This window comes from Helcococcus massiliensis, assembly GCF_900258485.1.
Taxonomy (GTDB): domain Bacteria; phylum Bacillota; class Clostridia; order Tissierellales; family Peptoniphilaceae; genus Helcococcus; species Helcococcus massiliensis.
On the sequence record NZ_OGVE01000001.1, the window covers coordinates 228,557 to 254,224 of the forward strand.

The 25,668-nt window shown below is 29.1% G+C and carries 25 protein-coding genes; 4 read left to right on the forward strand and 21 right to left on the reverse strand.

Annotation, left to right across the window (positions count from 1 at the left end; translation table 11 throughout):
• Nucleotides 1-31: 31 nt before the first annotated feature.
• The 6 genes from smc to C4Q29_RS01090 form a co-directional block, all read right to left on the reverse strand.
• Nucleotides 32-3,556 carry a chromosome segregation protein SMC gene (gene smc / locus C4Q29_RS01065; protein WP_103980975.1) on the reverse strand — a complete coding sequence of 1,175 codons (3,525 nt, stop codon included), beginning with the start codon at nt 3,554-3,556 and terminating at the stop codon, nt 32-34.
• Between the two features lie 21 nt (nt 3,557-3,577).
• Complete coding sequence (gene rnc / locus C4Q29_RS01070) at nt 3,578-4,294, reverse strand: ribonuclease III (protein WP_103980976.1); 717 nt, start codon at nt 4,292-4,294, stop codon at nt 3,578-3,580.
• 1 nt (nt 4,295) lies between these two features.
• A complete protein-coding gene (locus C4Q29_RS01075; protein WP_103980977.1) occupies nt 4,296-4,520 on the reverse strand; it encodes an acyl carrier protein in 225 nt (74 codons plus the stop codon).
• Nucleotides 4,513-5,502 carry a phosphate acyltransferase PlsX gene (gene plsX, locus C4Q29_RS01080; protein ID WP_159459179.1) on the reverse strand — a complete coding sequence of 330 codons (990 nt, stop codon included), beginning with the start codon at nt 5,500-5,502 and terminating at the stop codon, nt 4,513-4,515. Before plsX ends, C4Q29_RS01075 begins: the two co-directional genes overlap by 8 nt.
• Nucleotides 5,503-5,632: 130 nt before the next feature.
• Nucleotides 5,633-5,818, reverse strand: a complete 186-nt coding sequence (rpmF, locus tag C4Q29_RS01085; protein WP_103980979.1) for a 50S ribosomal protein L32 — start codon at nt 5,816-5,818, stop codon at nt 5,633-5,635.
• 84 nt (nt 5,819-5,902) lie between these two features.
• Nucleotides 5,903-7,099 carry an acetate kinase gene (locus C4Q29_RS01090; protein WP_103980980.1) on the reverse strand — a complete coding sequence of 399 codons (1,197 nt, stop codon included), beginning with the start codon at nt 7,097-7,099 and terminating at the stop codon, nt 5,903-5,905.
• Between the two features lie 108 nt (nt 7,100-7,207).
• Here C4Q29_RS01090 and C4Q29_RS01095 point away from each other — a divergent pair, with 108 nt between their 5' ends.
• Nucleotides 7,208-8,374 carry a nucleotidyltransferase family protein gene (locus C4Q29_RS01095; protein ID WP_103980981.1) on the forward strand — a complete coding sequence of 389 codons (1,167 nt, stop codon included), beginning with the start codon at nt 7,208-7,210 and terminating at the stop codon, nt 8,372-8,374.
• A 19-nt stretch (nt 8,375-8,393) separates the two neighbouring features.
• Complete coding sequence (mprF, locus tag C4Q29_RS01100) at nt 8,394-10,973, forward strand: bifunctional lysylphosphatidylglycerol flippase/synthetase MprF (protein WP_103980982.1); 2,580 nt, start codon at nt 8,394-8,396, stop codon at nt 10,971-10,973.
• Between the two features lie 43 nt (nt 10,974-11,016).
• Here the strand turns inward: mprF and C4Q29_RS01105 are convergent, their stop codons facing one another.
• Genes C4Q29_RS01105 through C4Q29_RS01130 form a run of 6 tightly spaced genes read right to left on the reverse strand, consistent with a single transcriptional unit; the run spans nt 11,017 to nt 16,518 of the window.
• Nucleotides 11,017-11,490, reverse strand: a complete 474-nt coding sequence (locus tag C4Q29_RS01105; RefSeq protein ID WP_103980983.1) for an ATP synthase subunit B family protein — start codon at nt 11,488-11,490, stop codon at nt 11,017-11,019.
• Between the two features lie 8 nt (nt 11,491-11,498).
• Nucleotides 11,499-11,975, reverse strand: a complete 477-nt coding sequence (gene coaD / locus C4Q29_RS01110; protein ID WP_103980984.1) for a pantetheine-phosphate adenylyltransferase — start codon at nt 11,973-11,975, stop codon at nt 11,499-11,501.
• Complete coding sequence (gene rsmD / locus C4Q29_RS01115) at nt 11,972-12,520, reverse strand: 16S rRNA (guanine(966)-N(2))-methyltransferase RsmD (RefSeq protein WP_103980985.1); 549 nt, start codon at nt 12,518-12,520, stop codon at nt 11,972-11,974. The genes coaD and rsmD overlap by 4 nt, the downstream gene beginning before the upstream one ends.
• Before the next feature lie 6 nt (nt 12,521-12,526).
• Nucleotides 12,527-14,512, reverse strand: a complete 1,986-nt coding sequence (locus C4Q29_RS01120) for a DEAD/DEAH box helicase (RefSeq protein WP_159459180.1) — start codon at nt 14,510-14,512, stop codon at nt 12,527-12,529.
• 1 nt (nt 14,513) lies between these two features.
• The gene (locus tag C4Q29_RS01125; RefSeq protein WP_103980987.1) at nt 14,514-16,157 is read right to left on the reverse strand and encodes a DAK2 domain-containing protein; all 1,644 of its coding nucleotides are present in this window, start codon (nt 16,155-16,157) and stop codon (nt 14,514-14,516) included.
• A 10-nt stretch (nt 16,158-16,167) separates the two neighbouring features.
• Nucleotides 16,168-16,518: an Asp23/Gls24 family envelope stress response protein gene (locus C4Q29_RS01130; protein ID WP_103980988.1), complete on the reverse strand. Its 351-nt coding sequence runs from the start codon at nt 16,516-16,518 to the stop codon at nt 16,168-16,170.
• Nucleotides 16,519-16,642: 124 nt separating this feature from the next.
• On the opposite strand from C4Q29_RS01130, the gene rpmB reads away from it, so the two are divergent.
• Nucleotides 16,643-16,858 (forward strand): 50S ribosomal protein L28, encoded by a 216-nt coding sequence (rpmB, locus tag C4Q29_RS01135; RefSeq protein ID WP_103980989.1) that lies wholly within the window; start codon nt 16,643-16,645, stop codon nt 16,856-16,858.
• A 104-nt stretch (nt 16,859-16,962) separates the two neighbouring features.
• On the opposite strand, the gene C4Q29_RS01140 is transcribed toward rpmB, so the two are convergent.
• Genes C4Q29_RS01140 through C4Q29_RS01155 form a run of 4 tightly spaced genes read right to left on the reverse strand, consistent with a single transcriptional unit; the run spans nt 16,963 to nt 21,496 of the window.
• Nucleotides 16,963-18,459: a hypothetical protein gene (locus tag C4Q29_RS01140; protein ID WP_103980990.1), complete on the reverse strand. Its 1,497-nt coding sequence runs from the start codon at nt 18,457-18,459 to the stop codon at nt 16,963-16,965.
• A complete protein-coding gene (locus tag C4Q29_RS01145) occupies nt 18,443-19,879 on the reverse strand; it encodes a sensor histidine kinase (RefSeq protein WP_103980991.1) in 1,437 nt (478 codons plus the stop codon). The genes C4Q29_RS01140 and C4Q29_RS01145 overlap by 17 nt, the downstream gene beginning before the upstream one ends.
• Entirely contained in the window at nt 19,867-20,562 is a 696-nt protein-coding gene (locus C4Q29_RS01150; protein WP_103980992.1) for a response regulator transcription factor, read from the reverse strand. The genes C4Q29_RS01145 and C4Q29_RS01150 overlap by 13 nt, the downstream gene beginning before the upstream one ends.
• Entirely contained in the window at nt 20,555-21,496 is a 942-nt protein-coding gene (locus C4Q29_RS01155) for an RluA family pseudouridine synthase (protein WP_103980993.1), read from the reverse strand. Before C4Q29_RS01155 ends, C4Q29_RS01150 begins: the two co-directional genes overlap by 8 nt.
• A gap of 71 nt (nt 21,497-21,567) precedes the next feature.
• On the opposite strand from C4Q29_RS01155, the gene C4Q29_RS01160 reads away from it, so the two are divergent.
• The gene (locus tag C4Q29_RS01160; protein WP_103980994.1) at nt 21,568-21,945 is read left to right on the forward strand and encodes a hypothetical protein; all 378 of its coding nucleotides are present in this window, start codon (nt 21,568-21,570) and stop codon (nt 21,943-21,945) included.
• Nucleotides 21,946-22,006: 61 nt separating this feature from the next.
• On the opposite strand, the gene C4Q29_RS01165 is transcribed toward C4Q29_RS01160, so the two are convergent.
• The 5 genes from C4Q29_RS01165 to C4Q29_RS01185 are packed head-to-tail and all read right to left on the reverse strand — an operon-like array spanning nt 22,007 to nt 25,661.
• Nucleotides 22,007-22,546: a DUF6648 family protein gene (locus C4Q29_RS01165; RefSeq protein ID WP_103980995.1), complete on the reverse strand. Its 540-nt coding sequence runs from the start codon at nt 22,544-22,546 to the stop codon at nt 22,007-22,009.
• Nucleotides 22,546-22,962, reverse strand: coding sequence for a P-loop NTPase family protein (locus tag C4Q29_RS01170; protein WP_103980996.1), 417 nt, complete (start codon nt 22,960-22,962; stop codon nt 22,546-22,548). The genes C4Q29_RS01165 and C4Q29_RS01170 overlap by 1 nt, the downstream gene beginning before the upstream one ends.
• 24 nt (nt 22,963-22,986) lie before the next feature.
• Nucleotides 22,987-23,424 (reverse strand): DUF1292 domain-containing protein, encoded by a 438-nt coding sequence (locus C4Q29_RS01175; RefSeq protein WP_103980997.1) that lies wholly within the window; start codon nt 23,422-23,424, stop codon nt 22,987-22,989.
• Between the two features lie 48 nt (nt 23,425-23,472).
• Nucleotides 23,473-24,918, reverse strand: coding sequence for an aminoacyl-histidine dipeptidase (locus C4Q29_RS01180; protein WP_103980998.1), 1,446 nt, complete (start codon nt 24,916-24,918; stop codon nt 23,473-23,475).
• Nucleotides 24,918-25,661, reverse strand: coding sequence for a peptidylprolyl isomerase (locus C4Q29_RS01185; protein ID WP_103980999.1), 744 nt, complete (start codon nt 25,659-25,661; stop codon nt 24,918-24,920). The genes C4Q29_RS01180 and C4Q29_RS01185 overlap by 1 nt, the downstream gene beginning before the upstream one ends.
• Nucleotides 25,662-25,668 lie beyond the last annotated feature (7 nt).

Sequence of the window (25,668 nt, forward strand, 5' to 3'; positions counted from 1 at the left end):
GTACATGACTTGTGATATTGAATTGAAAGCATCATGAATAATCATCTAAGGCTAAAGTTATTACCTTAGAAATACCTTGTTCTTCCATTGTAACCCCATATAAAATTTCAGCCATTTCCATGGTTGTTTTTCTATGAGTAATAATTATAAATTGTGTCCTGTCAGTTAATGACTTTAGATAGTCAATATAACGTCTGATATTAGCCTCATCTAAGGCTGCATCTATTTCGTCTAACACACAAAATGGAGCAGGATTTATTTCAAAAATTGCAAATAATAAAGCAACAGCTGTCATTGATCTTTCCCCACCAGATAAAAGATCTATTGATTTAAGACTTTTTCCTTCGGGTCTAGCAATTATTTCAACCCCTGCAGTTAAGACATCTTCAGAGTCTAATTTCAAGTCAGCTTCACCACCATCAAATAAAATTTGGAAAATCTCATTGAACTTTTCTCTAATTAGTTTGAATGATTTTTTAAATTCTTCAACCATTTCTTTTTCTATACTTTTGATTAAAGAGCTTATGTCTTCTTTTGAAACTAGTAGGTCATCATATTGCTTAGTCATAAAATCTAAATCTTCAGAAATTAATTCAAATTGGCTAATACTTTCGTAATTGAAATATCCAATTCTTGAAAGTTGCATCTTAATATCGTTAACTTCTTTCTTACTTGTATTTACCTCTAAAAGATTTGCTAGCTTTTCATCCAGGTCATTGTCATCAATACCATAAGTTGATAAATAATCACCCCTTAAACTTTGAATCTTTTCCTTGTTGTTAGTAATCTTAAGTTCAATTTTATATTTTTCTTTTTCAGCTTCTGCTATATCATTTTTGATTTGATCTATCTTAATCCTATCTTCTTCAAAGTTAGACTTTAACAATTCTATGTCTTTCACTAAAGTATTTATAAGTTCATTATTATTTCCTTTAGCATTTAGACTTTCAAGCTTAGTTAAATTATTTTCCTTTTTATTTTCTAAGGATTTAATTTGTTCTTTAGTATAGGCTAGATTTTTTTCATCGGTAATATTTGATGATATGTCATTTTCCATATCAATTTCTAAGTTTTCTAATTCTATAGAATTATGGTTGATATCTCTTTCTATAACATCTAAATCAGCCTTTAGTCTAATCAGGTCTTTATCAAATGATGTAGCGTTGGTATTTAATTCACTTATCTTTTCAGCTAATAAATCTAATTCAGAGTCTTGGTTTTTAATTTCAGCTTCTAAGTCATCTAAACTACTATAGTCAACAGCCTTTAATTGCTCTTTAACTTCTTCTAGAGATAGCAATAGTTCATTTTTTCTTTCACTATTAAATTTTACTTCTATATTTGTTTCATTGATCATAGATTTGACTTCTTGAATCTTATCAAGCAAATCATTTCTCTTATCATTATTTGTAGATAAGTTATCCTTAGCACTTTTTATTTCTTGGTTTAGTTCGTGGTAAGAATCATTTAATTTTTCAAGTTCCTTACCAGTATTTTTAAGTTTTGCACTTAATTTATCTATTTCTTTCTTTCTATTTACTAATGTATTGTTAGATTTTTTAAAGTTTTTCCCACCTACCATTGAACCCCAAGAATTAATAACATCTCCTTCTAGGGTAATGATTCTAAATCCTTTTAAATCCTTGGAAACTTTAACAGCATCATTCATATCTTTAACAAGGATAGTGTTAGCCAAATAATAATCTATAATCTGCTCTATTTTTGAATCATGCTTTACTAAATTATTTAGGTTATCAATAACCAAGTCATGGTTAGCCGGTTTTTTATAGCCTCTAATTTTTGAAATAGGTAAAAAAGTTATCCTTCCTATTCCTTTTCTTTTTAGGAAGTCAATTAAATATTTACCATCATCTTCATTATCAATTACAATATTTTGAAGAGCAGATCCTAGGGCTACATCTAAAGCTTCCTTATATTTATCGTCAATAGATATTAAATCAGCTAAAACTCCGATAATCTTATTACTTATATCTTCATTTTTATCAGCTATTTTTAATAGGTCTTGGACTGATCTATAATACCCATCATAAGATTTATATTGCCTATCTAGAATATTTCTTTCTGATTCAATTTTTAAATATTCTTGTCTTTTGTCTAAGATTAGATTTTCTAAGTTATTTAATTTTACTAACTTATCATTAATACTTGCATCTAAACTTGTATTTAGCTCATCAATATTTTTAACTTGTTTTTCTAAATCATCCCTATCAAATTCTTTTTTAGATAAGGCATTAATTTTATCTTCAATAAGTAAATCTAATTTTGAAATTTCTGATTTATAGTTTTCTAATAATTTACTATTGGAATCATCAAGTTTGACCTTAGTATTTTTATCTACTAGCATCTTAGATAACTGGTCTTTTTTGTCTTTTAATATAGTTGAAGATAAATTAAAGTCTTTATTTTTTTCCTCTAATTCTAAATTAGTAAGCTTTATCTTATCTTCTAAATCACTGATTTCAGCTTGCTTTTTAGTACGATTTTCTAAAAATTCATTAGTATTTTTATTTAGATTTTCTTTTCGTTTTTTATTATTTTCTATTCTTTCTTTTCTTGTTTTTATATCATTTTCAAACCTTGCAAGGTCATTATTGAAAAAACTTATCTTTTCATCAAATAGGGTCAATTCAGAATTATACTTTTGTATATCCTTGTCTCTATTTATTGCTTCTTCTTTTAATAGGTTTAACTTTTCTTCCTGGTCTTTAATCTTTTCTTGAACAGGATCTAATAAGATACTAATTTTATTATATTCTTCTTGGTTTTCTAAAAGATTTGAATCTATATATTCTAGTTTTGATTTATCATTTTCAAGGTCAGTGTCAGATTTAGTGATAGCCTGCTTTAACAAACTCAACTCTAAAGTTTCAAGTTTATTAGTAAGTCTCATCCCTTCTTTAGCATTGGTTGCTTGTTTTTCTAAGATATCAAATTCTTGCTTTTTAATCTTAATTTCAGAATTTAATTTTTTAAGATTTTCTTCATTTCTTTCTAATCTTCTTTCAGCCTGAGATTTCTTATATTTGTTTTTAGCTATACCTGAAGCTTCTTCAAATACTTCTCTTCTTTTTTCAGGTCTGCCACTCAAGATTTCATCTATACGACCTTGTCCGATTAAAGAATATCCATCCTTACCTACACCAGTATCTAGGAATAATTCTCTAATATCCTTTAATTTTACTGGGGACTTGTTTAGTAGGTATTCTGATTCTCCAGTTCTAAAAACCCTTCTAGTAACATTAACTTCATCATAAGCAATAGGTAAACTCTTGTCGGAATTATCTAAAACTAAGGATACGTGAGCCATATTCATAGGTTTTTTAGACTGGCTACCAGCAAAAATAACATCTTGCATACTTGATCCTCTAAGAGATTTAGCTGATTGTTCACCTAAAACCCATTTGATAGCATCTGCAATATTCGATTTTCCTGAACCATTAGGACCTACAACTGCTGATATATCTTTGTCAAAAGTAAGTCTAGTCTTATCAGCAAAACTTTTAAATCCATATAATTCTACGTGTTTAAGCTTCATATTTCACATCCAATTATTATCTTAGATAATACCTAGCTTTCCAAGGGCATCTTTAGCAGCCATTTGTTCAGCTTCTTTTTTATTTTTTCCCATACCCGAACCAATTTTCTTGTTTTCTTGGTAGACTTCCATATAAAACATTTTATCGTGGGCAGGGCCTTCTTCCTTAATTAACTTATAGCTAGAGTTTATATTTTTATATTTGTGTAAATGTTCTTGTAGCATAGACTTATAATCATTTACAAGCTTGGTATAGTTTTTATCACTATTAAGCCTATCTTTTATCAATCCATATATAAAATTATAAACTTTAGAATAACCAGCATCTAAATAAAAAGCTCCACAAAAAGCTTCAAATAAGTCTGCCTTTAATGAATTCTTTTCCCTTCCTCCAGTTTTTTCTTCTCCCTTTCCTAGTAATAGAAACTTAGGCAAGGATAATTTATCTGCCAAGGAAGCGAAAGCTTCTTCACAAACCATATTTGACCTTAATTTGGTTAAATAACCTTCGTCTTTGTGTGGAAATCTCTTAAATAATATTTCACTATATATTATTTCTAAAACAGCATCTCCTAAAAATTCAAGTCTTTCATTACTTTTACCTTTATAAGCTGAATGTTCATTTGTATAGGAAGTATGAATAAAGGCTGAGTCCATAAGTTTTCTGTCTGAAAACTTATGGTTGATATCAGCCTCCAATACTTCCATTTTTTTATATCTATCTTCTATTATATTCATCTTACTTTACTTTTGATTCAACTAAATCTATTACGTCTTTTGTTGATCTTAATTCTTGTAATTCTTCATCTGCAATTTCAATGTTAAACTCATCTTCTAAGGACATAACAAATTCAATCAATCCAATAGAATCAATTTGGTAGTCATTAGTTAAGTCTGCATTGATATCAATTTCGTCTGTCAATAACTCTTCTTTTACCATTTCTATAATTTTATCTTTAATCATTTAATTTCTCCTTAATCTCTTCGATTATATTACTATTAATAAAGTTTTCCGCACTGTATATTGCATGTTCAATTGCCACTCTATCAGAATTCCCATGGGCTTTAAATAAAGCTTTATTAACTCCTAATAGACATGCTGAACCAGCCTTATTATAATCATATTTTTCAGCTAAGCTTTTTAATTGTCCCTTTAGCATAAGACCAGCTATCTTAGATTTTCCAGAAGACATAAGGGCATCTTTAATTTCAGAAAATAGCATTTTAGCTGTTCCTTCTGCAGTTTTTAGCATAACATTTCCTGCAAAACCGTCTGTTACAATTACATCTGCTTTACCAGATAAAAAGTCTCTAGCCTCTATATTTCCTTGGAAGTTAATATTTTTATTGTTTTTTAATAAATCATAAGCTTCTTTTGACCTAGTATCACCCTTAGCTGCTTCTACACCTATATTTAGCAAGTATACCTTAGGATTTTTTATTCCAAAAGTTTTTTCTACTGCTACTGAACCCATAGTTGCAAATTCATCTAACATACTAGCCTTTGTATCAATAACAGCCCCTGAATCAACCAAGGCAGTAAAACCTGACTTTTGATTTGGAATATAAGTCAATAAAGGTGCTCTTTGAACTTTGCCTATCCTTTTTGTTATAAATAATCCTCCAGCGACTAAGGCACCTGTAGAACCTGATGTTAAAAATCCATCACCATTATTGTTTAACTCATTTAAAGCCAAAACAATTGATGAATTTTTCTTTCTCCTAATTGATCCTGCCGGATCATCTTCATTGCTGATATATTCACTTGTATCAATAAACTCAAACCTTGACTTGTCTGCATTTCTTTCTTCTATAACTTTTTCGGCTATATCTTTCGGACCTACTATAACAAAGTTTGATCTACTATTTTCCATTGAATCAATAAGCCCATGAACAACTTCTTGAGGGCCATTGTCATTTCCTAAAATATCAATTATTAGCTTCATAATTTCTCCATTCTTACATATATAACATAATACCATAAATTGAACAATATCTAAATATTTTATGGCTAATTATCAAGCTTAGGTATAAAAAAAGTAGGATAAGCTCATGGCCTACCCTACATATATTTTTTTATTCTTCGTCTTCAACTTCAACTACTTGTCTACCGTTGTAGTAGCCTGATGGGCTAACTCTATGAGGCATTCTTGCTTCGCCTGTTTCTTTATCAACGACAAAATTTGCTTTATTTAATCTGTATGCTGAAGCTCTTCTTGAATTTTTCTTAGCTTTAGATGTTTTTCTCTTTGGTACTGCCATCCTAACACCTCCTAACTCTTAATCTTAATCATTTTTAAATAACAATCGTTATTATATATCTATTTTCGGTCTTTGTCAATTATTTTATAAGTTTTCTACTATATATTGGGTTTCTCTTGCTATCATTAGCTCTTCATTTGTTGGAGTAATAAATACTCTTACCTTACTATCTTTAGCAGAAATTTCTTTTTCTTCCCTAGCGCCATCGTTTAATGCAGGATCTATGCTTATACCTAAGTTTTCGAGTCCTTTTAATATTTCAGCTCTAGCAAAGTCTGAGTTTTCACCGATACCACCAGCAAAGGATATAGCGTCAACTCTTCCTAATAGGGCTGAGTAAGCACCTATATACTTTTTAACCCTATTTATAAACATGTCTAAGGCTATTTGAGCTCTTTCATTTCCTGCTTCTGCAGCTTCTGTAACATCTCTAAAGTCTGAAGAGATTCCTGAAACTCCTAATAATCCTGATTCCTTATTTAATAAGGTATCCATTTGGTCGTAGGATAAGTCGTGTTGTTTACCTATTGTAAACACAACAGCTGGATCTAAATCACCAGATCTTGTACCCATTACTAAACCTTCTAATGGTGTAAGTCCCATTGATGTATCATAGCAATGTCCATTTTTTACAGCACTTATAGATGCTCCATTACCTAAGTGAACAGTTATTACATTTAATTCTTCAGGGTCTTTTTCCATTAATTCTGCTGTTTTTAATGTTACGTACTTGTGGCTTATACCGTGAGCACCATATCTCTTAATCTTATCTTCTGTGTAATATTTGTATGGTATTGCATATAAGGCATTTTCTTGTGGAATATCAGAATGGAAACCTGTATCAACAACAATTACATTAGGTTTTCCTGGTGTCAAAGCTTCAACCCCTTGGATTCCTGCAATAGCTCCTGGATTGTGTAATGGTGCAAATCTCTTTGCGAACTCTAAAGTTTCTAAAACTTCATCATTTACTAATGTTGGTTCAGTAATTGAAGCTCCATGAACTACCCTATGTCCTATAGCTTGGATATCATCTAGGTTGTTAATTATCCCATGTTCCTTATCTAATAAAACTTCAAATAATAATTTTACCGCTTCTGTATGACTTGGTAGGTATCTTTCAATTACATATGGTTCTGAACCAGGTTTTTTATGCTCAATATTTGAACCTTCAATACCTATTCTCTCGATTAATCCCTTACCATAAACTTTTCCTGATACAGAATTAATATATTGATACTTCAATGATGAACTACCACTATTTAACACTAATATATCCATTCTTACTCCTATCTTCATAAATTATTTTTTTTATATTATAATATTATAATCAATATACTAGTTGATTATATCAAAAATGATAGATTTATTAAAGGCTTAGGAGTATAAATGAAAAATATAGGTATTATTGCTGAATACAACCCAATGCATTTGGGGCATATTCACCAAATCAAGGTTATTAAAGAAAAATATCCACAATCGAATATTATAGTATTGATGAGTGGTTCTTTTGTGCAAAGAGGTGAGCCTTCGATTTTGAACAAATTTGATAAGGCTGAAATTGCAATAAAAAACGGTGTAGACTTGGTTTTAGAAATGCCTAATATAGTTTCTTTACAAAGCGCTGACTACTTTGCCTATTATTCAACAATGATTCTTAATAAATTAAATATATTAGATTACTTATCTTTTGGGGTTGAAAGTAAAGATTTTACTAATTTAATAGCAAATTTTGAAGCTATATATTTAAATACTCATATGATAGAAGATAAATTAAAAACTTATCTTGACCAAGGTTTATCCTATAAGCAGTCTTATATAAGGTCTTTGGATGAACTAGCTATTGATAGTTCTTTTATGAAGGAGCCAAACAATACCCTGGCCTTTAATTACTATAAGTCTTTAAGGGAATTAAAAAGCAATATAAATGTACTCCCTATTTTTAGAAATGATAATGGATATAATAATGATGAAATATCAGCTAAAAACTTTCAATCTGCAACTACCATTAGAAAACTTGTGCACGAAAATAAATATATTTCAGCATATGTTCCCTTAGAAAGTAAAATAAAATTAGAAAAGTCCCCTAAGTATCATTTGGATGACTATAGTGATCTATTTTATTATAAGTCCTTCATAATTCAAAAAGACCCAAGTCCTATAGCTGGATACGAACCAGGAATATTAAATTTATTAAATAAAAATTTTGATAAAACTTTAAGTGAGGCTGTAGACCTAAGTCACAATAAGAGGCATTCAAAGGCTAGACTTAGAAGATTTATTTTTAATTACCTACTTGATATTACTAATGAAGATATAAACTCTCTAGATAAAATAAGCTACATTCGTCCTATTGCCTTTAATGACAAGGGGAGACAAGTATTAAAAGAAATAAAAGACAAGTCTGATATTGCAATGCTAAATAATTTTACTGATATTAAAGATAATTGTAATAAAAATTTAGTAGATATTGACATGAAATCATATAAACTACATAATATAAGGTCCAAGCAATTAAACAGCTTAGATTATACCCACATAGCTTATATTAAATAGTTTAAAATTGGAGTAAAGAATGAAATTTAAGAATTTTTTTGATAAGTATAAAAGTGTTATAAGGGCTATCTTTATAATCTTTATAATTTCTATAACAATTTATGTGACAAATAAAGAGATTAAAAATATTAATATGCATGACCTCAAAGTTTTGATGCGTGAAATGAGTCTACAAAGTAAAATATTTTTTGTAGTCTTTGGACTCATTTGTTTTTCTTTTGCAACCATATATGATTTTCTTTTAGTTAAATATTATAAGATGGACATACCTAGCAAAGAAGTCTTTAAGATAGGTTGGATTTCCCAATCTTTCAGTAACTTTATAGGTTTTGCTGGAATGGCTGGTCTTACCCTTAGGGAATTAATGTATGATAAATATAAAATAGACAAGAAGCTAACTAATAGAATATTATTTATAGTATTGTTTTCTGATATGGTAGGGCTCTTTTCTTTAGGCTTGCCTTCAAGTATATCTTTAATAATACAAAAATACTATAGTCTTGTTCCTATACTATTTATAATGTTTCTACTTGTAATAGTATTTATCTTTATAGATATACTACCAATTTCACATTTCATAAAAGATGATGGATCAGTTTTCAAAAGAGAGCAAAGACCTCTTAGATTATACATAACTTTACAATCTACATTTGAATGGTTTTTAGCAGCTTTATTTTTTGCTGTAACTATTAAATATTTCGAACCTAACATATATATTTTACAGGCAGTTACTGTTTATGTTTTAGCTACTATAATAGGATTACTATCAATGATACCTGGTGGTTTAGGAGCCTTTGAGGCATCTGCAATATTCCTATTTTCACTTATAGGATATTCAACCCCAAATATAGTTTTATCCCTATTGATATGCAGGGTCTGCTACACAATTATCCCTTGGATTGTAGGTTTGCTCTTATTAGTTACAAATACTAAAGGCCAAAATAGTGAAGATTCTATTAAAAAAGCTAATTCAATAAGTAAAATCTTGGCCTATGTTTTGCTAGTAGTTGGAGCTTTGATTGTTGCATCTATCCTACTTCCAAGAATATTCTTGAAATATAAGTTTATAAGAAGGTTGTTTCCAACATATTTAATGGTAATCAACAAACAAATTACCCTAATAGCTGGTTTCTCTCTAATGGCTATATCGAATGGTATTAAGAATAGAGTAAAATTGACTCACGCCTTATCAATACTTTTATTAACTACTTTAATAATCCTATATGCATTAAATGGTCAAAGCTACATGGAAATTGCAATATGTGCAATTTTAATCTATGCCCTATTTGTCAATAGACAATATTTTGATGGTTTGGCGGATAGGATCTCTATAAAGAAAATATTAATAGCTAGTGTTTTCTTTATTATATTTTACGCCATTTTAGCTGGAATATATAATTATAAACATAAGATTAATTTCTTAGATGGTGTTGAAAAATATAGCTTACACTACATGACTAGAAGGCCACTAAAGACTATGATGCCGGTACTTATAAGCATATCTATTTATTCCATATTTTTAGGTTTAGATAGACGCTATATGCCATTTAAAAGCATCACAGAGGAAGATATAGAAAAATTTGAAGATTTTCATGAAAAATACCCATATGCACTTACTAGTCATTCCTTCTATATGGGAGATAAAAATGTATTTTACAATAGTAAAAATACAGTATCTATGATATACAGGCCATATAAGGATAAAATCTTTGTTTTCGGTAATCCTACAGGTCAGATAGAAGATTTTGAAGAGGCAATGGATGAAGTGATTGAATTAGCAGCTGCCCATAAAATGGATGTAGCCTTTTACCAAATATCTGGTAAATATTTAGAATACTTTGTAAATGAAGGATTTAACTTACTTAAACTAGGTGAAACTGCTCTAGTTAATCTAAACACTTTCTCTATGGAAGGTAAGAAGTTTAAGATTATGAGAAGAACTTTAAATAGTATGGATGGACTAGGACTTAAATTCAAAGTAAATAACCCTCCATTTTCTGATGAATTTCTAAATAAGTTAAATGATATATCTATAGAATGGCTAGGTAAAAGAAAAGAAATGCAGTTTTCAGTAGGATCCTTTGATAGAAATTACCTACAAGAAGCACCAATATTTACTATAGAAGATGATTATAAAATCTATGCATTTGCAAATATGTTCCCTGTTAAAGGCACCAAAACTTTCTCAATCGACCTTATGCGACATGTAAATGACATGCCTTCTGGTCTTATGGATATGATGTTTTTATCAATTATTAATTGGGGAAAAGCAGAAGGATACGATACTTTCGACCTAGGTGTAGCTCCCCTATCTAATATTGGAAATAAAATGTATTCTTCCACAAAAGAAAAGGCTATTAATTTAGCTTACAAGTATGGAAACAAAATCTACGGTTTCAAGGGTTTAAGGAAATTTAAAAACAAATACAATCCTGAATGGAAATCAGTATTCCTTGCCTATAAGGATGAGTTTAATTTAATAGATACACTTATAAAGCAGATGAATCTAATCAACGGCTATGGCGACAAGCAAGCTAATATATATGATGGCATGGAAGACATGATTGAAGAAAGAATAAGAAACAGAAGTAAAAATTAATATTTAAAATATAAAACCGACCTTATGGTCGGTTTTTACATACTTAATATTTTAATTGTGATCTATTTTCATCAATAACCTTTAATGTGTTCTTTAGGTCATCTGAAGTTTTTGTAAGTAATTGGTCAACATAGGCTAAAGAATTTGTAGCTATTTGTTGAGCTGTAGCTTTTGCTTCTGATACAATTTTTTCTGCTTCAGCATTTGCTTCAACTGTAATGTTATGCTCACTCACTAATTGTTTAATCTTTCTATTAGCTTCATCATAACCCTTTTTGATGTCTTCTTTTGCTTTTTCTTTCATAGCATCTGCTTGTGAATTTGCTTCAGTTAAAATTCTTTCTCTCTCAGAGTTTACCCATTGGGCATCTTTGATTTCTTGTGGAATAGCTTCTTTCATATCACTAATTATGCCATAAACATCTTCAGGATTTACTGAAACTTTTTTTGAAAATGGAACTGAGTTAGCATCATCCATTAACTCTTCTAATTCTTCTAATAATGAAATAATATCCATATTTCCCCCTAATTAAATTTACTTTTAATTTTTTTTGCTACATTCTCTGGTACTAGCTTCGATACATCTCTATTAAATGAAGCTATTTCTTTTACTATACTTGATGATAAATAAGAATATTGTGGCTCTGCAACCATAAATAAGGTTTCTATATTCTTTTTAGAATAAAACTTATTCATTTGAGCTAACTGTAATTCTGTTTCATAATCAGAAACAGCCCTGATACCTCTAATAATCGCATCTACATTATTTTCTTCAACAAAATCAATAAGTAGCCCAGAATATTTAGCTATTTTAATGTTATCATAATCATACAATAACTCTTCTAACATTTCAATTCTTTCATCCATATCAAATAAATAATTTTTCCTTGGATTTATTAGTAAACAAACTATAACTTCTTCATAGATATTAGCAGCTCTTTTGATAATATCTAAGTGACCATTTGTTACTGGGTCAAAACTCCCCGGATATACTACCTTCATACTTCCATCCTATAAAATTTTAAACATTTTTTTCCGTATTTTTTCTCATATACTAAATTTAATTCTTTAATATCTTTTGAGTAATCATAGTCATTATTTGACTCTAATATAAATAAAGCATCTTTAAAATATTTTCTATCAAGCATCAGCTTAAGAGACTCTATGTAATAGTCTGATTCATAAGGTGGATCTATATATACATAATCAATATTTTCTTTGATAGTCAAAATATTTTTCTTATAATCAAAGTCTAATATTTCAGCCTTATCTGCTAATTTAGTATGGTCTAGATTCCATTTTAAGTCTTTTACATTGGAACTGTCCTTCTCTGAGAAGTATACTTTCTTAGCCCCTCTACTTAAAAATTCTATACCTATATTACCAGTAGCCGCAAATAAGTCTAAGCATACAGCATCTTCCTCTATAGGCTGGATAATATTAAATAAGGATTCTTTTATCCTATCTTCTGTAGGCCTAGCCCTAGAATCAATTGGTCCTCTTAATTTATGCCCTTTTCTTAATCCACTAATAACTCTTAAAGCCATATTACCTCAATTCATAATAATATCTTTATATTTATATAGTTCCTCATTTATAATTTTCTCTAAACTACTATTAATTTTCAAGTCTCTATTTATCAGTTTATTTACATCTGACAATAATTGTTCATTATATAAAAATGAATTATCTAGGTCTATAAATCCTGATTGGTTTTTACCATATAGATCACCCCTACCACGCATTTCTAAGTCTTTGTTAGCAATCTTAAATCCATCGTTGTTCTTAGATATAAAATCTAGCTTTTCATCGATTTTAATCTTCTCTGAACTAACAAAGAAACAATAAGATTGTATATCAGACCTACCAACCCTTCCTCTTAGCTGGTGGAGTTGTGATAGACCAAATTGGTTTGCATTGTAAATAATCATTGTATTTGCATTTGGTACATCTATACCTACTTCAACAATGGATGTTGCTATAAGCATATCTATTTTCCCATTAGCAAATCTATTTTGTATGTCTATTTTCTTTTCAGAATCTAGTTCACCATACAAGCATTCTATATTTATTTTTTTATTAAAATATTTGTCTAATTTCTTTTTCATTAGATGAACGGATTCTAAATCATCAGTATCTTCTACCCTTGATACAACAAGGTAAACTTGTCTACCTTCAAGAATTTGCTTATAGGCAAAATCAATAAACTTCTTTTCCTGGTATATAGTCATATAAGCTGATTTTATTTCTAGTCTATTTGATGGCATAGTATCCATATAACTTAAGGATAAGTCATCATATAAGGCTAATGCCAGGGTCCTTGGAATAGGTGTAGCAGAAAGCAAAAGTATTTCTGGACTTTCACCCTTATCTATAATAGCTTTTCTTTGGTTAACACCAAATCTTTGTTGCTCATCAACCACTACTAAGCCAAGATTTTTATAGATAATTTTATCTTGATAAAGCGCATGGGTGCCAAAGATTATATCAATTTCTCCATTTATTAATTTATCATAGATTATTATTTTTTCTTTAGAGCTTGTAGACCCAGTTAAAATAGCTGATTTAATACCTATTTTATTAAATAAGTCTTTATGTTTATCATAGTGCTGTTGAGCTAGTATTTCAGTTGGAGCCATAAATGCTACCTGGTAAGCATTTAAGATAGCTTGGTAGGCAGCAAATATAGCCACAAGGGTTTTACCAGAGCCTACATCACCAATTACTAGCCTATTCATCCTATTTTTACTTTCCATATCATCAAATATATCTTTTATGGCAAACTCTTGTGACTTGGTTAAATCGAAATCTAAGTAATTTTTTAATTTATTTACATTATAAATTTTATAGCTTAGAGACTTTTTATTGAGTTCGTCTCTATACATTTTAGATACTAATTTTTCAACCAATATATTTCTAAAATAATAACTATATATTGAATCATATAAGGATAAATTATCCTTTGGATCATGTAGATTTTTATACATAATATTTATTTCTTGTATCCTATATTTACTTAAAATATCATTATCTAAATATTCTTCTATATTAAAATCACTTGCAAATAAATTATCCTTAAATTTACTTAACTCTTTATTAGATATACCTTTTATAGTTTTATAGATAGGAACTATTGAACCTATATTATCATCATTAAGATCATCTACTAAGGGATTTATTAACGCATTTTTTTCTTGGTCATACTTACCAAAGAATTTGTAAGTTTTATTAACTACAATTTTTCTTAGTGTAAATCTATCATTGTACCAGATTAAATTAATAACTCCTGTCTCATCCTTAGCTTTTGCTCTACTAACAGACTTATTTTTCCCGTAAAAATAAGTTTTACTAATTTCAATTATATTTAATTCAAAGTATTGTTTAATTTCAGGGACAGCATTTATTACATCTACCTTTTTAGACCTATCTTCATAGTTCTTAGGTAAATATTTGTATAAGTCTAACAAAGAAAAAATCCCCATTTTATTGAGGATTTCTTCTTTCTTTTTTCCTATCCCTTTGATATTCAAAAGATTCATATTATTCAATAGATGCTATATAGTAATACAGTGGTTGTCCACCAAAGTTTAATTCTATATCTAAATCAGAGAATTTTTCTTCTAATTTTTCATATAGGTTTTCAGCATCTTCTTCATCTACATCTTCCCCATAATAAAGAGTTATAATTTCAGAATCTTCGTCTATAGACTTATCAATTAAATCTATTAGTGTTTCTTCTAATTTTTCACCTTTAACTATGATATCTCCATCTTTAAGACCTATATAGTCATCTTTCTTGATCTCTAGGTCTCCATTTTTTGTATCTCTTACTGCAAATGTTAATTGCAATGAAGTAAGATCTTCGATAGCATCATTCATAGTTTCAATATTATCTTCTAGTGAACTTTCATTGTTAAAGTTAATCAAGGCAGCAAAAGACTCAGGTATTGATTTTGTTTCTACTACAATTAAATTAGTATCAACTAGGTCAACTGCCTGTTTGGCTGCTAAAATAATATTTTTATTATTTGGGAAAATAAATACATTGTCTGCATTTACTTTATCTACAGCTTCAACTATATCTTCTGTAGAAGGATTCATTGTTTGTCCACCAACTATTATATTATCTACATTTAAACTATTAAAAATTTCATTAAATCCTTCACCAATGGATACTGCGACAAAGCCGTATTCTTTTCTTTCCAAACTTGCATGTTCTTCTTTTTCTTGAGCTTCTTTAAGCTTATTAACTTCAGCATTTTGGAATCTCATATTTTCAATCTTGATATCTGATAATTCTCCACGTTTTCTAGCTAGTGAAAGTATCAAACCTGGATCATCAGTATGGATATGTGTTTTAATTAACTCGTCATCACCCACAGATACGATAGAATCACCATATTTCATAATTTCATTTTTGAAATCTTCATATGATTGACTACCATCATGGTGAATTAGGAACTCTGTACAATAGCCATAAATAATATCTTCTGGTTTAACATCAGAATGGTGGCTTATTGTTTTTGCCAAGTTAATGTTTTCAATATCTTCAGTACTAATATCTGAAACTATTTCTTCACCAATTAAAGCCTTATAAGCACCTTCAAGTAATAATACCAATCCTTGACCACCAGCATCTACTACTCCCGCTTCTTTTAATACAGGCAGCATTTCTGGTGTTTGATCTAAGGCTCTTTGTCCAGCTCTTATAGAATCTGATAAGAATAGAATAATATCATCATATTTGATATATTCTGCCCTAGCAAATTCAGCTATTTTTCTAGACACTGTTAAAATTGTACCTTCTGTAGGCTTTAATACCGCCTTATAAGCTGTTTCTTTTGCAGATTCAAATGCTTCTACTAAATTTATTATCTCTATCTTGTCAACTTGTTGAAAAACTGTAGCCATACCACGACATAATTGAGATAAAATAACTCCTGAATTACCTCTGGCTCCCATCAAAGAACCATTTGATAGAGCCTTAGCAACTGACTCCATAGTATTTTCAGATTCTGCTAATTTATTTATTACTGATTTCATAGTCAAGGACATGTTTGTTCCAGTATCTCCATCTGGAACCGGAAAAACGTTTAAGCCATTAACATATTCCTTGTTTGATTCAAGATTTGTTTGAGCACCACGAATGGCTAATCTTAAATCTTCATAGTTTAAACTATTCATCATACCTCCATTAAATCCTAATTCTTTGAACAATAATGTTCACAGAATTCACCTTTAGCTTTGTATTTTTTTCAACAGTATATTTTACTTTTTCTATAATATTATCTGCTACTACAGATATTCTAACTCCAAATTCTAGCATAACACTAAGGTCAATATCTACTACATTGTTATTTATAGTAACATTTACCCCCTTAGTTTTATTTCCAACTTTTAATAATTCAAATAAACCATCTTTTGTATTTTGAGCTACTAAGCCTACTATACCATAAGATTCCTGTGCAGATTCAGCTGCTAAAGTTGCAATAACTTTTTCATCTAAAACAATTTCACCATATTTATTATTAATTATAGCTGACATCTTCTCCTCCTATTATTCGATTAATAACTAAATTATATCAGTGATAACAATAACTTGCAATAATTTATATAACTATGGTATAATAACTCGAGTAATAGTAAAATCAGTCGAACAGGAGGAAACAATGGCAAAAGAATGCTTTTACCTAGGTAAAAAGAAAAAATCAGGTAACTATGTGTCTTTCTCAAATAAGAAAAATAAAAGAGCTTTTAAGCCAAACTTAAAGAGAGTTAGAGCTGTTGTAGATGGTAAGGTTAAAAAAATCTGGGTATCTACTGAAGCTATCAAGTCAGGCTTAGTTGAAAGACCTATAACAGACACACAAGTTGATGGTGAATAATTTTAATTTGGATGACTATGTCATCCATTTTTATTTTAAATAGATTATAAAGTTAAGGCCCCAGAAATCAAAGTTCTGGGGCTTATTATTTACTAGTAATACTATCATTCAAATACTATATGATTATTTAATTGTGGAAGTTTAGAAAACTCATTATATAGATCATCTATATTTTTATCTTCTATCCATTCTTCCATGACTATTTCATAATTTTCAGTGTTATGAATAGTAAAGAGTGGATTACTACTAATATAATTATAGTAAATTGGGTATAGTTCCAAAGTATCTCTAGATTGTATTAATACAAAATCATTTTCTGGAGATATTGTTGCATCTATGGCGTTTGGTCTTCTTTCCAAAATATCTCTCCATGTAAGTTTTGTAGCTTGGGTCTTAGCAATATCGATGATAGGCTTTATATTTAAATCAAACTTTCTATATATTCTACTTCCACCATTACTACTTATTTCTTGGTCTATACCTGAAATAAATTTCCAACCATTTCTAATTCTTTGAAGGCCAACTCTTGATAAATCAGCTTTTAAATCTATAGCATTTAAATCTTGACTATTAAAAATAAGGTTGGCATTTTCTTTGAATGTTGTTTGATATATTTCAACTCCATTAGGACCAGCAATTTCACTTATTTCTAATGGTGTTTTTTTGGATAGGTCTTGGAAATCAAATATGTTATAACTTTCCGATATATTGCCTTTACTATGGTCAAAATTTGTTACGGCTATATAATCTTTATTAACGTAGTCTATCCTCCTATAAAAATTATCTTGAATAGAATTTGTTTTTTTCATTTCTTCAGTAAATGTTGGTTTAGCAGTTAATTTTTGATGATTAAAAGAACCATCTCTATTATCTAAAATTTCTTGCTCCACAGTCCATAGCTCAGTTGTTTTTGGTAAAACAATATCCCTCACTTTTAAAACACTTGGATATTTATCATCTTTAGTTTTTTTCATATAGTAAGTGTAATAATTATGCTTAGAAAAATTGCTCACTTCAGAATCTCTTTCCCTAAAGGATATAGCCAAAGCAAATTTCCTATCATTTACCCCTTGACCACCTGTTATCATCCCTTTAACATGTTCGTATTTTTCTTGGGCTACACTTTTACTTACTTCACTTTTTTTATCATAAATACTAATATTACCTAAATATATTGTAAGTAATCTAGAATCTGGTAAAAGTATAAATTCTTGAGATATGGCTACATTATTAGAAAACTCATATACCTTTATCATAACATCACTTTGGCCAATCTCTTTTGGTGGATTAGTGATTTTATTTTTCATATATAAGTCATAATTGACTAGTCTTGAATTAATTTTTGGATCTAGTATATATGAGTCCTTAAAATTAACTACCTCTTTAGAAATAAATAATTCTTCTGAATTAATATTTTCTATTGTTTTTTCATCAGCAATATTATATTCGTATACTTTTTCCCATACACCTTGTATGCCTAGGTCAACTTCTGGTCTATTAATAATGTTTAATTTATCATTATTTCTATCATTTTTATTTGAACATGAAACCAATAATAGTAATGAAAATAATAGCATCAATATTTTACTCTTCTTCAACATCTTCATCCTCCGCTAATGGTAGCTCAAAAGAAACTGTTGTTCCCTTGTCTAAAACACTTGATATTTCTAACTTCCCATTATGTTTCACTATTATTTCTTCACAAATAGATAATCCTAAACCTGTCCTAGATTGAGCTGATGATCCTTTATAAAATTTAGTTGTAACTTTTTTAATTTCTTCTTCACTGATACCAATTCCTGAGTCAATAACACTGCAATTAACAATATGTTTTTCCTTGTCAAGTTCAATTGATACTACAATACTTCCACCTGCATCAGTAAATTTTATCGCGTTGTCTATGATGTTAATAAAGACTTGCTTTAATCTGTTTTCATCAGCAATTAAAACGACTTCATTATCAGTGTAATCTAAAATTAAATCTACATCTTTTTGATTACTTCTCGGTCTCATTTGTTTTACTATATTTTTTACAATAGGAATTAAGTCTAATTTCGATTTACTTAAGGTGAATGATGGTGATGTAAACCTAGAAAAGTCTAATAAATCTTCTACCATATCAGATAATCTGTCTGATTCAGATTCTATAATTTTTAGCCCTTCATTTCTAGTTTCATCATCCAAGCTTGAATCTTGTAAAGTCAATGCCCAGCCTTTAATGGAAGTCAAAGGTGTCCTAAGCTCGTGAGAAACCGAGGATATAAAATCATTCTTCATTTCTTCTTTAAGTAAAATATTTTCACTCAATTGGTCCATTACTTCTGCCAATTCACCAATTTCCCCAGCATATGGCATATTTGACTTCTCTTCGTATTGCCCATCTGATAATTTTCTCGCTAAACCAGTTAACATATTTACAGGTTTTAGTAATTTACCACTGAAGTAATATAATAAAGCAAAACCGGACATTAGTGATATGAATCCAAATAATATAAATAGAAGCATCCTTTTTCCGATTTCAAAATTTACTTGATCTAGAGAAGTAATAGTCCTCAATATACCTATCTGACTATTATTTGTTGTAATAGGATAGTTTAGTGACATCTTATTATGAATATTATCTATCACAAATTTGTATGATTCATTATTTGTTAGTAAACTATTTGGATCAATAGCTTTTTCTCCTACCATAGATGAACCTAAGCTATCATAATAAACTAGTCCATTGTTATCTAATAATTGAACTTGACCATCTATGTTATTTAAAAACTCAAATCTTTCATTCAATACTACATCACTTAAAGTGTATGAAGAAATATATGAATCATATAACTCTGTTGAATAAATAGATTGAGAAAGCATATTATTTTTTAAAGTATTGTAGTAATAGTCTCTAACTGAAAAAAAAGAAAATACCACGAATACAGATACAAAAATAAAGAATATTAACATATAATAAAAAACTAAACTAAACTTTAAACTATCTTTTTTCTTATTTATGTAATCTACTAATTTCCCCATCTATAACCTACGCCCCATACTGTATGTAAATATTTTGGTTTGGCAGAATCATCCTCTATTTTAGCTCTAATCCTTCTAATGTTTACGTCAATAATCTTAGTATCGGCCCTACTATCATTTCCCCAGGCTTTTTCAAGTAAATCTTCTCTTGTGAAGGCCTTGCCTTCATTTTCCATAAATATTTTTATCAATAACAATTCTGTAGGTGTTAAGTCTATTACCTTACCATTTTTAGTAAATTGTTTAGAATATGAATCTAATTTGAAAGGTCCGTATTCTAAACTTGAATGATGAGTACTTTCAAAATTATGTGAAAAATCTAATCTTCTAACCAAAGAATTTATTCTTAAAATTAACTCTTGTGGATTAAAAGGTTTATTCATATAATCATCAGCACCTTTTTCTAATCCTAAAATCCTATCTACATCCTGAGATTTTGCTGTTAACATAATTATTCCAATTCCTGGCATCTCATTCCTTAAAATTTCGCATACTTCAAAACCATCTATACCTGGTAGCATGACATCTAAAATAGCTACTTCTGGTTTTTCCTTAAAAGCGATTTCCACTCCTTCTTCACCAGTACCAGCTTCTAAAACTTCATATCCAGCTTTTTCAATATTTATTTTTGTAAATTTTCTTATCGCTAATTCGTCCTCTACCAACAAAATTTTTTTAGCCATTTACTTCTCCTACTAAATTTTCATATAAATTATAAATATATTTTTCATATTTGCTTTTAATTACTTTACCTCTAAGACTAGATACAGATATATTCTTGCTAAATTGAAGCTTATAAGCGATCAATTGTTGGTCCTTATACCTTTTATCCCTATCTTCAATACCATATCTTCTATCGCCCAAGATTGGATGTCCAATATCTGATAAGCTAACTCTAATTTGATGAGTCCTCCCAGTAAGTAATTCAACTTCTACTAAAGAATATTCATCATTATATTTTAATGGTCTTATTATAGTCTTTGATTTCTTACCAGATTTTACAACATGAACTTGGTTGTTATCATCCTTTTCTAATTCATTTTGAATTTCTATCTTTCTATCAATCTTCCCATGTACTATAGCAAGATAAAATTTAGAAATTTTATCTTGTTCTTGATTTAAATTAAGCAGGGTTTCCCTATTTTTCGCTCCAATAACTAGACCTCTAGTGTTTCTATCTAATCTATTGACAATAGCTGGTCTAAAACTAGTTTCAAGTCTTGGAATGTATTCTTCATTTGAGATCATTAAATCTATCATAAAATCTACTAAATTTTTACCATAGTCTGATTTATCTGCAGCATGGACTAGGGTATTTTGATCTTTATCCATAATCATCACATCAGAATTTTCGAAGGCTATGTCTACATCTATTAGAGACTTAAACGGCTTATTATCCACTATCCACTTCTCCAATTCTTCATCATAAATATATAGGTAAAGGATATCCCCTTCTTTTAATTTATAATTAGACTCAACTCTTTTTTTATTTACTTTTATTTTTTTCTTTCTTATCCATTTATATAAAAGCGAATTTGGCGCCTTGTTTAAATATTTGTTAAGAAATTTTATTAATGTTTGTTGTGAATCATTTGATTCTATCGTAATTTTTCTCATTTCTTTTTAATCCTTTTTATGTTATTATTGTAGCATACTTAGGAAATATTGAGTAGATGAAAGGAGATAAGATGAAATATATAAAAGATTTTTTCTATAATTTTAGTGATATACTCTTATCTATTTTGGTCGCTATAGGAGCTGTATATCTAATATACTTTAGCATGAATCAATTAATAAACATTGAGCATAGCAATGAAGTTATAGCTAGCGAAGTTAGTACTAATCAAACTGAAACTATAGCTGAAAGTAAAATTAATGTAAGTATACCTGCTGGTGTCAACCTAGACCAAGCTAGTGAAATATTACTTTCTTATGGTGTTATAAAAGACAAAGAAAAATTTATAGAATCTTTTACTGATAAAGAAGCTGTATTTAATTCTGGAAATTTTGAACTTGAAAAAAATATGGATTTTGAAAAGATTAAAGAAATACTTGTAATACATTAATTTATCTATTATAAAATAATCAATAAAGGAGCATTACGAATTACTATTTCGTACTGCTCCTTTAATTATTTACATATGAAGCTATCAAGGAGTCTCTACATTTTTCGTCAAAGCATCCCATATCTTCTAAAGTGTTTTTTATTTTTGTATTTTTAGTATGTAAAATTACTCTATCTTTATTAGTAAAATAAATTTCGAAAATTTGATCGGATAAATTTTTTGAATGCATATTAATGTAATAAGCATCTATATATTGAGGATCTTCTAACAATATCATCGCCATAACAGAATCATCTTTTAGACAATAGTTGTTAGAACAGTTATTTAATGCTATCCTAGCCTTCCTATTATTTTTACTATTCCTATGTCTATTATAATTTTCCATATCAAGTTTAGCCTTAGAATTATAATAATTATAATTATATAAGGCTTTTTCAAAAGAATCTAAGACCACGAAGGGTCTTAGATTTATTAGTTGAAAAATTTCATTGTTTTTGTGGTTAAATTCTTGTTTATTTATAGATTTGTTTTCTAATAAATCTATATATAAATTTCTAAGTTCTATAAATCGATCTAATTTACCTTTTTCAGATTTGCACACTATAATACCTTAATTTCTACTTCTAGTCCTTCAGGTAATTCTTCTTCGTGTTTATCTAATCCCATTAAGATTTCTATATCGTTATCCTTTGTTAACACATTTAGTTTCTCTGCTAAAGTTCTTAAATCTTCATCTGTAAAATCAATAATTTCGTATATACCATCTAAGTATATTTTTTCAATATCATAGTCTCTTGAAACTATACCTGAAATAAAGCCATATAAAGCGTCTACATTGTCAATGTGGAAGTTTTTAGCATTTATAAGTCTCACAGCATAGTCTAATGTGAATATATGTGAATCATCAGTATCTATAAATACTATATTTCCGTTACCTCTTGCTTTTTCATTGTTAGCATTTTCAATAAGGTGTTTTGTTTTTCCACTTCCTGATTTTCCTAAAATTAAAGTAATCATATAACACATCCTTTTCTATTATATTTATTCATGATCATGGTCGTGATCGTGATCACAATCATCTCCACATTCATGATGGTGGTCATGAGAATCTACAACTTCGTAGTAGGCATCTACAGCGAGTTTAAATTCATCTTCATCTTCGATTAACTCTACTTCAAAAGGATTACTATCCTCAGTATAATTTGCTCTATACAATAATATTTCATCATCGTCATTTTCGACCGGTAGTAAGGCTACATAGTCTTGACCGTCTATTTCATACTCAGCAAGTATTACACATTCAAGCTCACGATCATCTTCCAAAGTCAAAATGATTGTTTGAAAATCTTCATAATCTTCTAAATCTTCAAATTCATCATAATCATCATCTTCGATATCGAATTCATCCATAACATCGTATATCTCTAATCCATCATATGGGTTAGAATAATCGTCATCATAATTTAAATCTTTATCCATAAAACCTCCTACATTCCTTTATTTAAATATACACTTTTTAGGAGACTTTTACAAATTTTTTAATAACGTTTTCAAATATTCAAAGATAAATTCTGTAGAAGATATTGACCATTGTTCATTAGGTGTGTGAGCGCCTGTTATTGTAGGTCCCATAGCTATCATATGAACATCAGGATATTTTTGACTTAATATGCCTGTTTCTAATCCTGCATGTATTACTAAAACTTCCATATCTTCATTTCTTATTGATTTATATGTGCTTACTGCCTTATCTAGTAATTCAGTTTCGAATTCAGGTTTCCACATTGGATATCCTTCAGAAAATCTTATCTTGTATCCATATAATTCTGCTTGTTTTTTAACAGCATCTTTCAAATCTTCTAAATCTTGATCATGTGAACTTCTTATTGAAGTTTCTATATAAAAACTACCTTCTGTTGTTCTTACTTTTGCTAAGTTATTTGAAGATCTAACGATATTTAATTCTTTGTCATAACTATTTACCCCATGTGGGAAAGTTGATAAAGATCTTAATATTAATTTAGCTTGTTCGTCATCAATGTATAAATCATCTTCTTTTTCTACTTCTTCTAAAGTAAACTCTAAATCTAATTCTCTTTTTAGATATAAATCTTTTAATTCTAGGCTAATAGCTTCAAAATGTTCTTTTAAACTCTCTACATCTTCAGCTTCTACCCCAATTATGGCATTGGCCATTGAAGGAATAGCATTATGTTTTGAACCACCTTCAATTTTACTTAACTTTAATGGAAGCTCATTTTGTAGCTTAATTAATAATGAATCTAATAGTTTTATAGCATTTAACCTAGCTTCACCAATTGTAGAACCAGAGTGACCACCTCTTAGGCCAGAAACTTTAATTTGGAAATTATTTAGATTTCTTGTTTCAACAAAGTTTAAATCTAAATCTAGGTATGCATTTATACCACCTGCACAACCTACTATGACAATCCAATCTTCTTCATTATCTAAGTTAATTAAGTTTTTACCTGTTAACCATTGGTCTGATAAAGCTAAAGCACCATCCATACCTGTCTCTTCTGTAGTTGTAAAAATACATTCTAACTTTGGATGTTCTAATTTATTATCTTCTAGTATAGCCATCATCAAGGCTACTCCAGCTCCATCATCGGCACCAAGTGTTGTATCTTTTGCTTTTATAAAATCACCATCTATAACTATATCGATAGGATCGCAAGTGAAATTGTGAAGTGAGTCTTCAGTTTTTTCACAAACCATATCCAAGTGTGCTTGTAAAATAACTGGATCATGACCTTCAAAGGAAGGACTTGCAGGTTTTACTATAAGTACGTTACCTGTATCATCTCTTTTTGTATCTAATCCTAATCTCTTTCCAAAATCATAAATAAACTCAGATATTTTTTCTTCATCATTTGAACATCTTGGTATTTGTGATATTTTTTCAAAATTTTTAAATACTGCATATGCAGTTGATTGCTTTAATTGTTCCATTAGTCAACTCTTTCTACTTTATATTTATCTTTTAATTCATTAGTTTTATTGAAATATTCTTCTTGTTGTTTTGACATTTGTAGGTTTCTTTGGATGTCATCCTTATAGTTTTCATAAGTATTTTCTCTTTCTAGAGATTTGTCTTCCAATTTTATAATATGATAACCAAATTGACTCTTAACAGGATTTGAAATTTCATCGATTGATAATTCTAATAAAGCATTTTCAAATTCTGGCACCATTTGTCCACTGTAGAATTCTCCTAAGGATCCACCTAAACTTCCTGATCCATCCTTTGAAAACTCTTTAGCAAGGTCTTCAAAACTTTCACCATTATCTAATTTTTCTTTAATTTCTTTAGCCTTATCTTCATCATCAACTAGTATATGTGATGCCTTGAACTTATAAACATCCTTTAATGAATCTTTGTTGCTTTCATACATTTCTTTAACTTCATCTTCAGATACAGAAACATTATCCAAAAATTTTCTGATTGCATATTGTTTTAAGAATTGATCTTTTAGTAAGTCTAACTCTTTTATAAAATCTGCATCTTTCTCTAATTCATTTTCTTTGGCATCTAAGTAAAAAAGTTCTTGGTTTAGTAATTCTTCTGCTACTTGTTTAAACCCTTCTTCGTTATGGAAAGTTTGACCTTGTGGTCCCATGCTGTGCACAAAATCATGTACCATATCTTGTGTTATTTCTTTCCCATTCACTCTGTAATAAACTTTATTTGACATATATCCT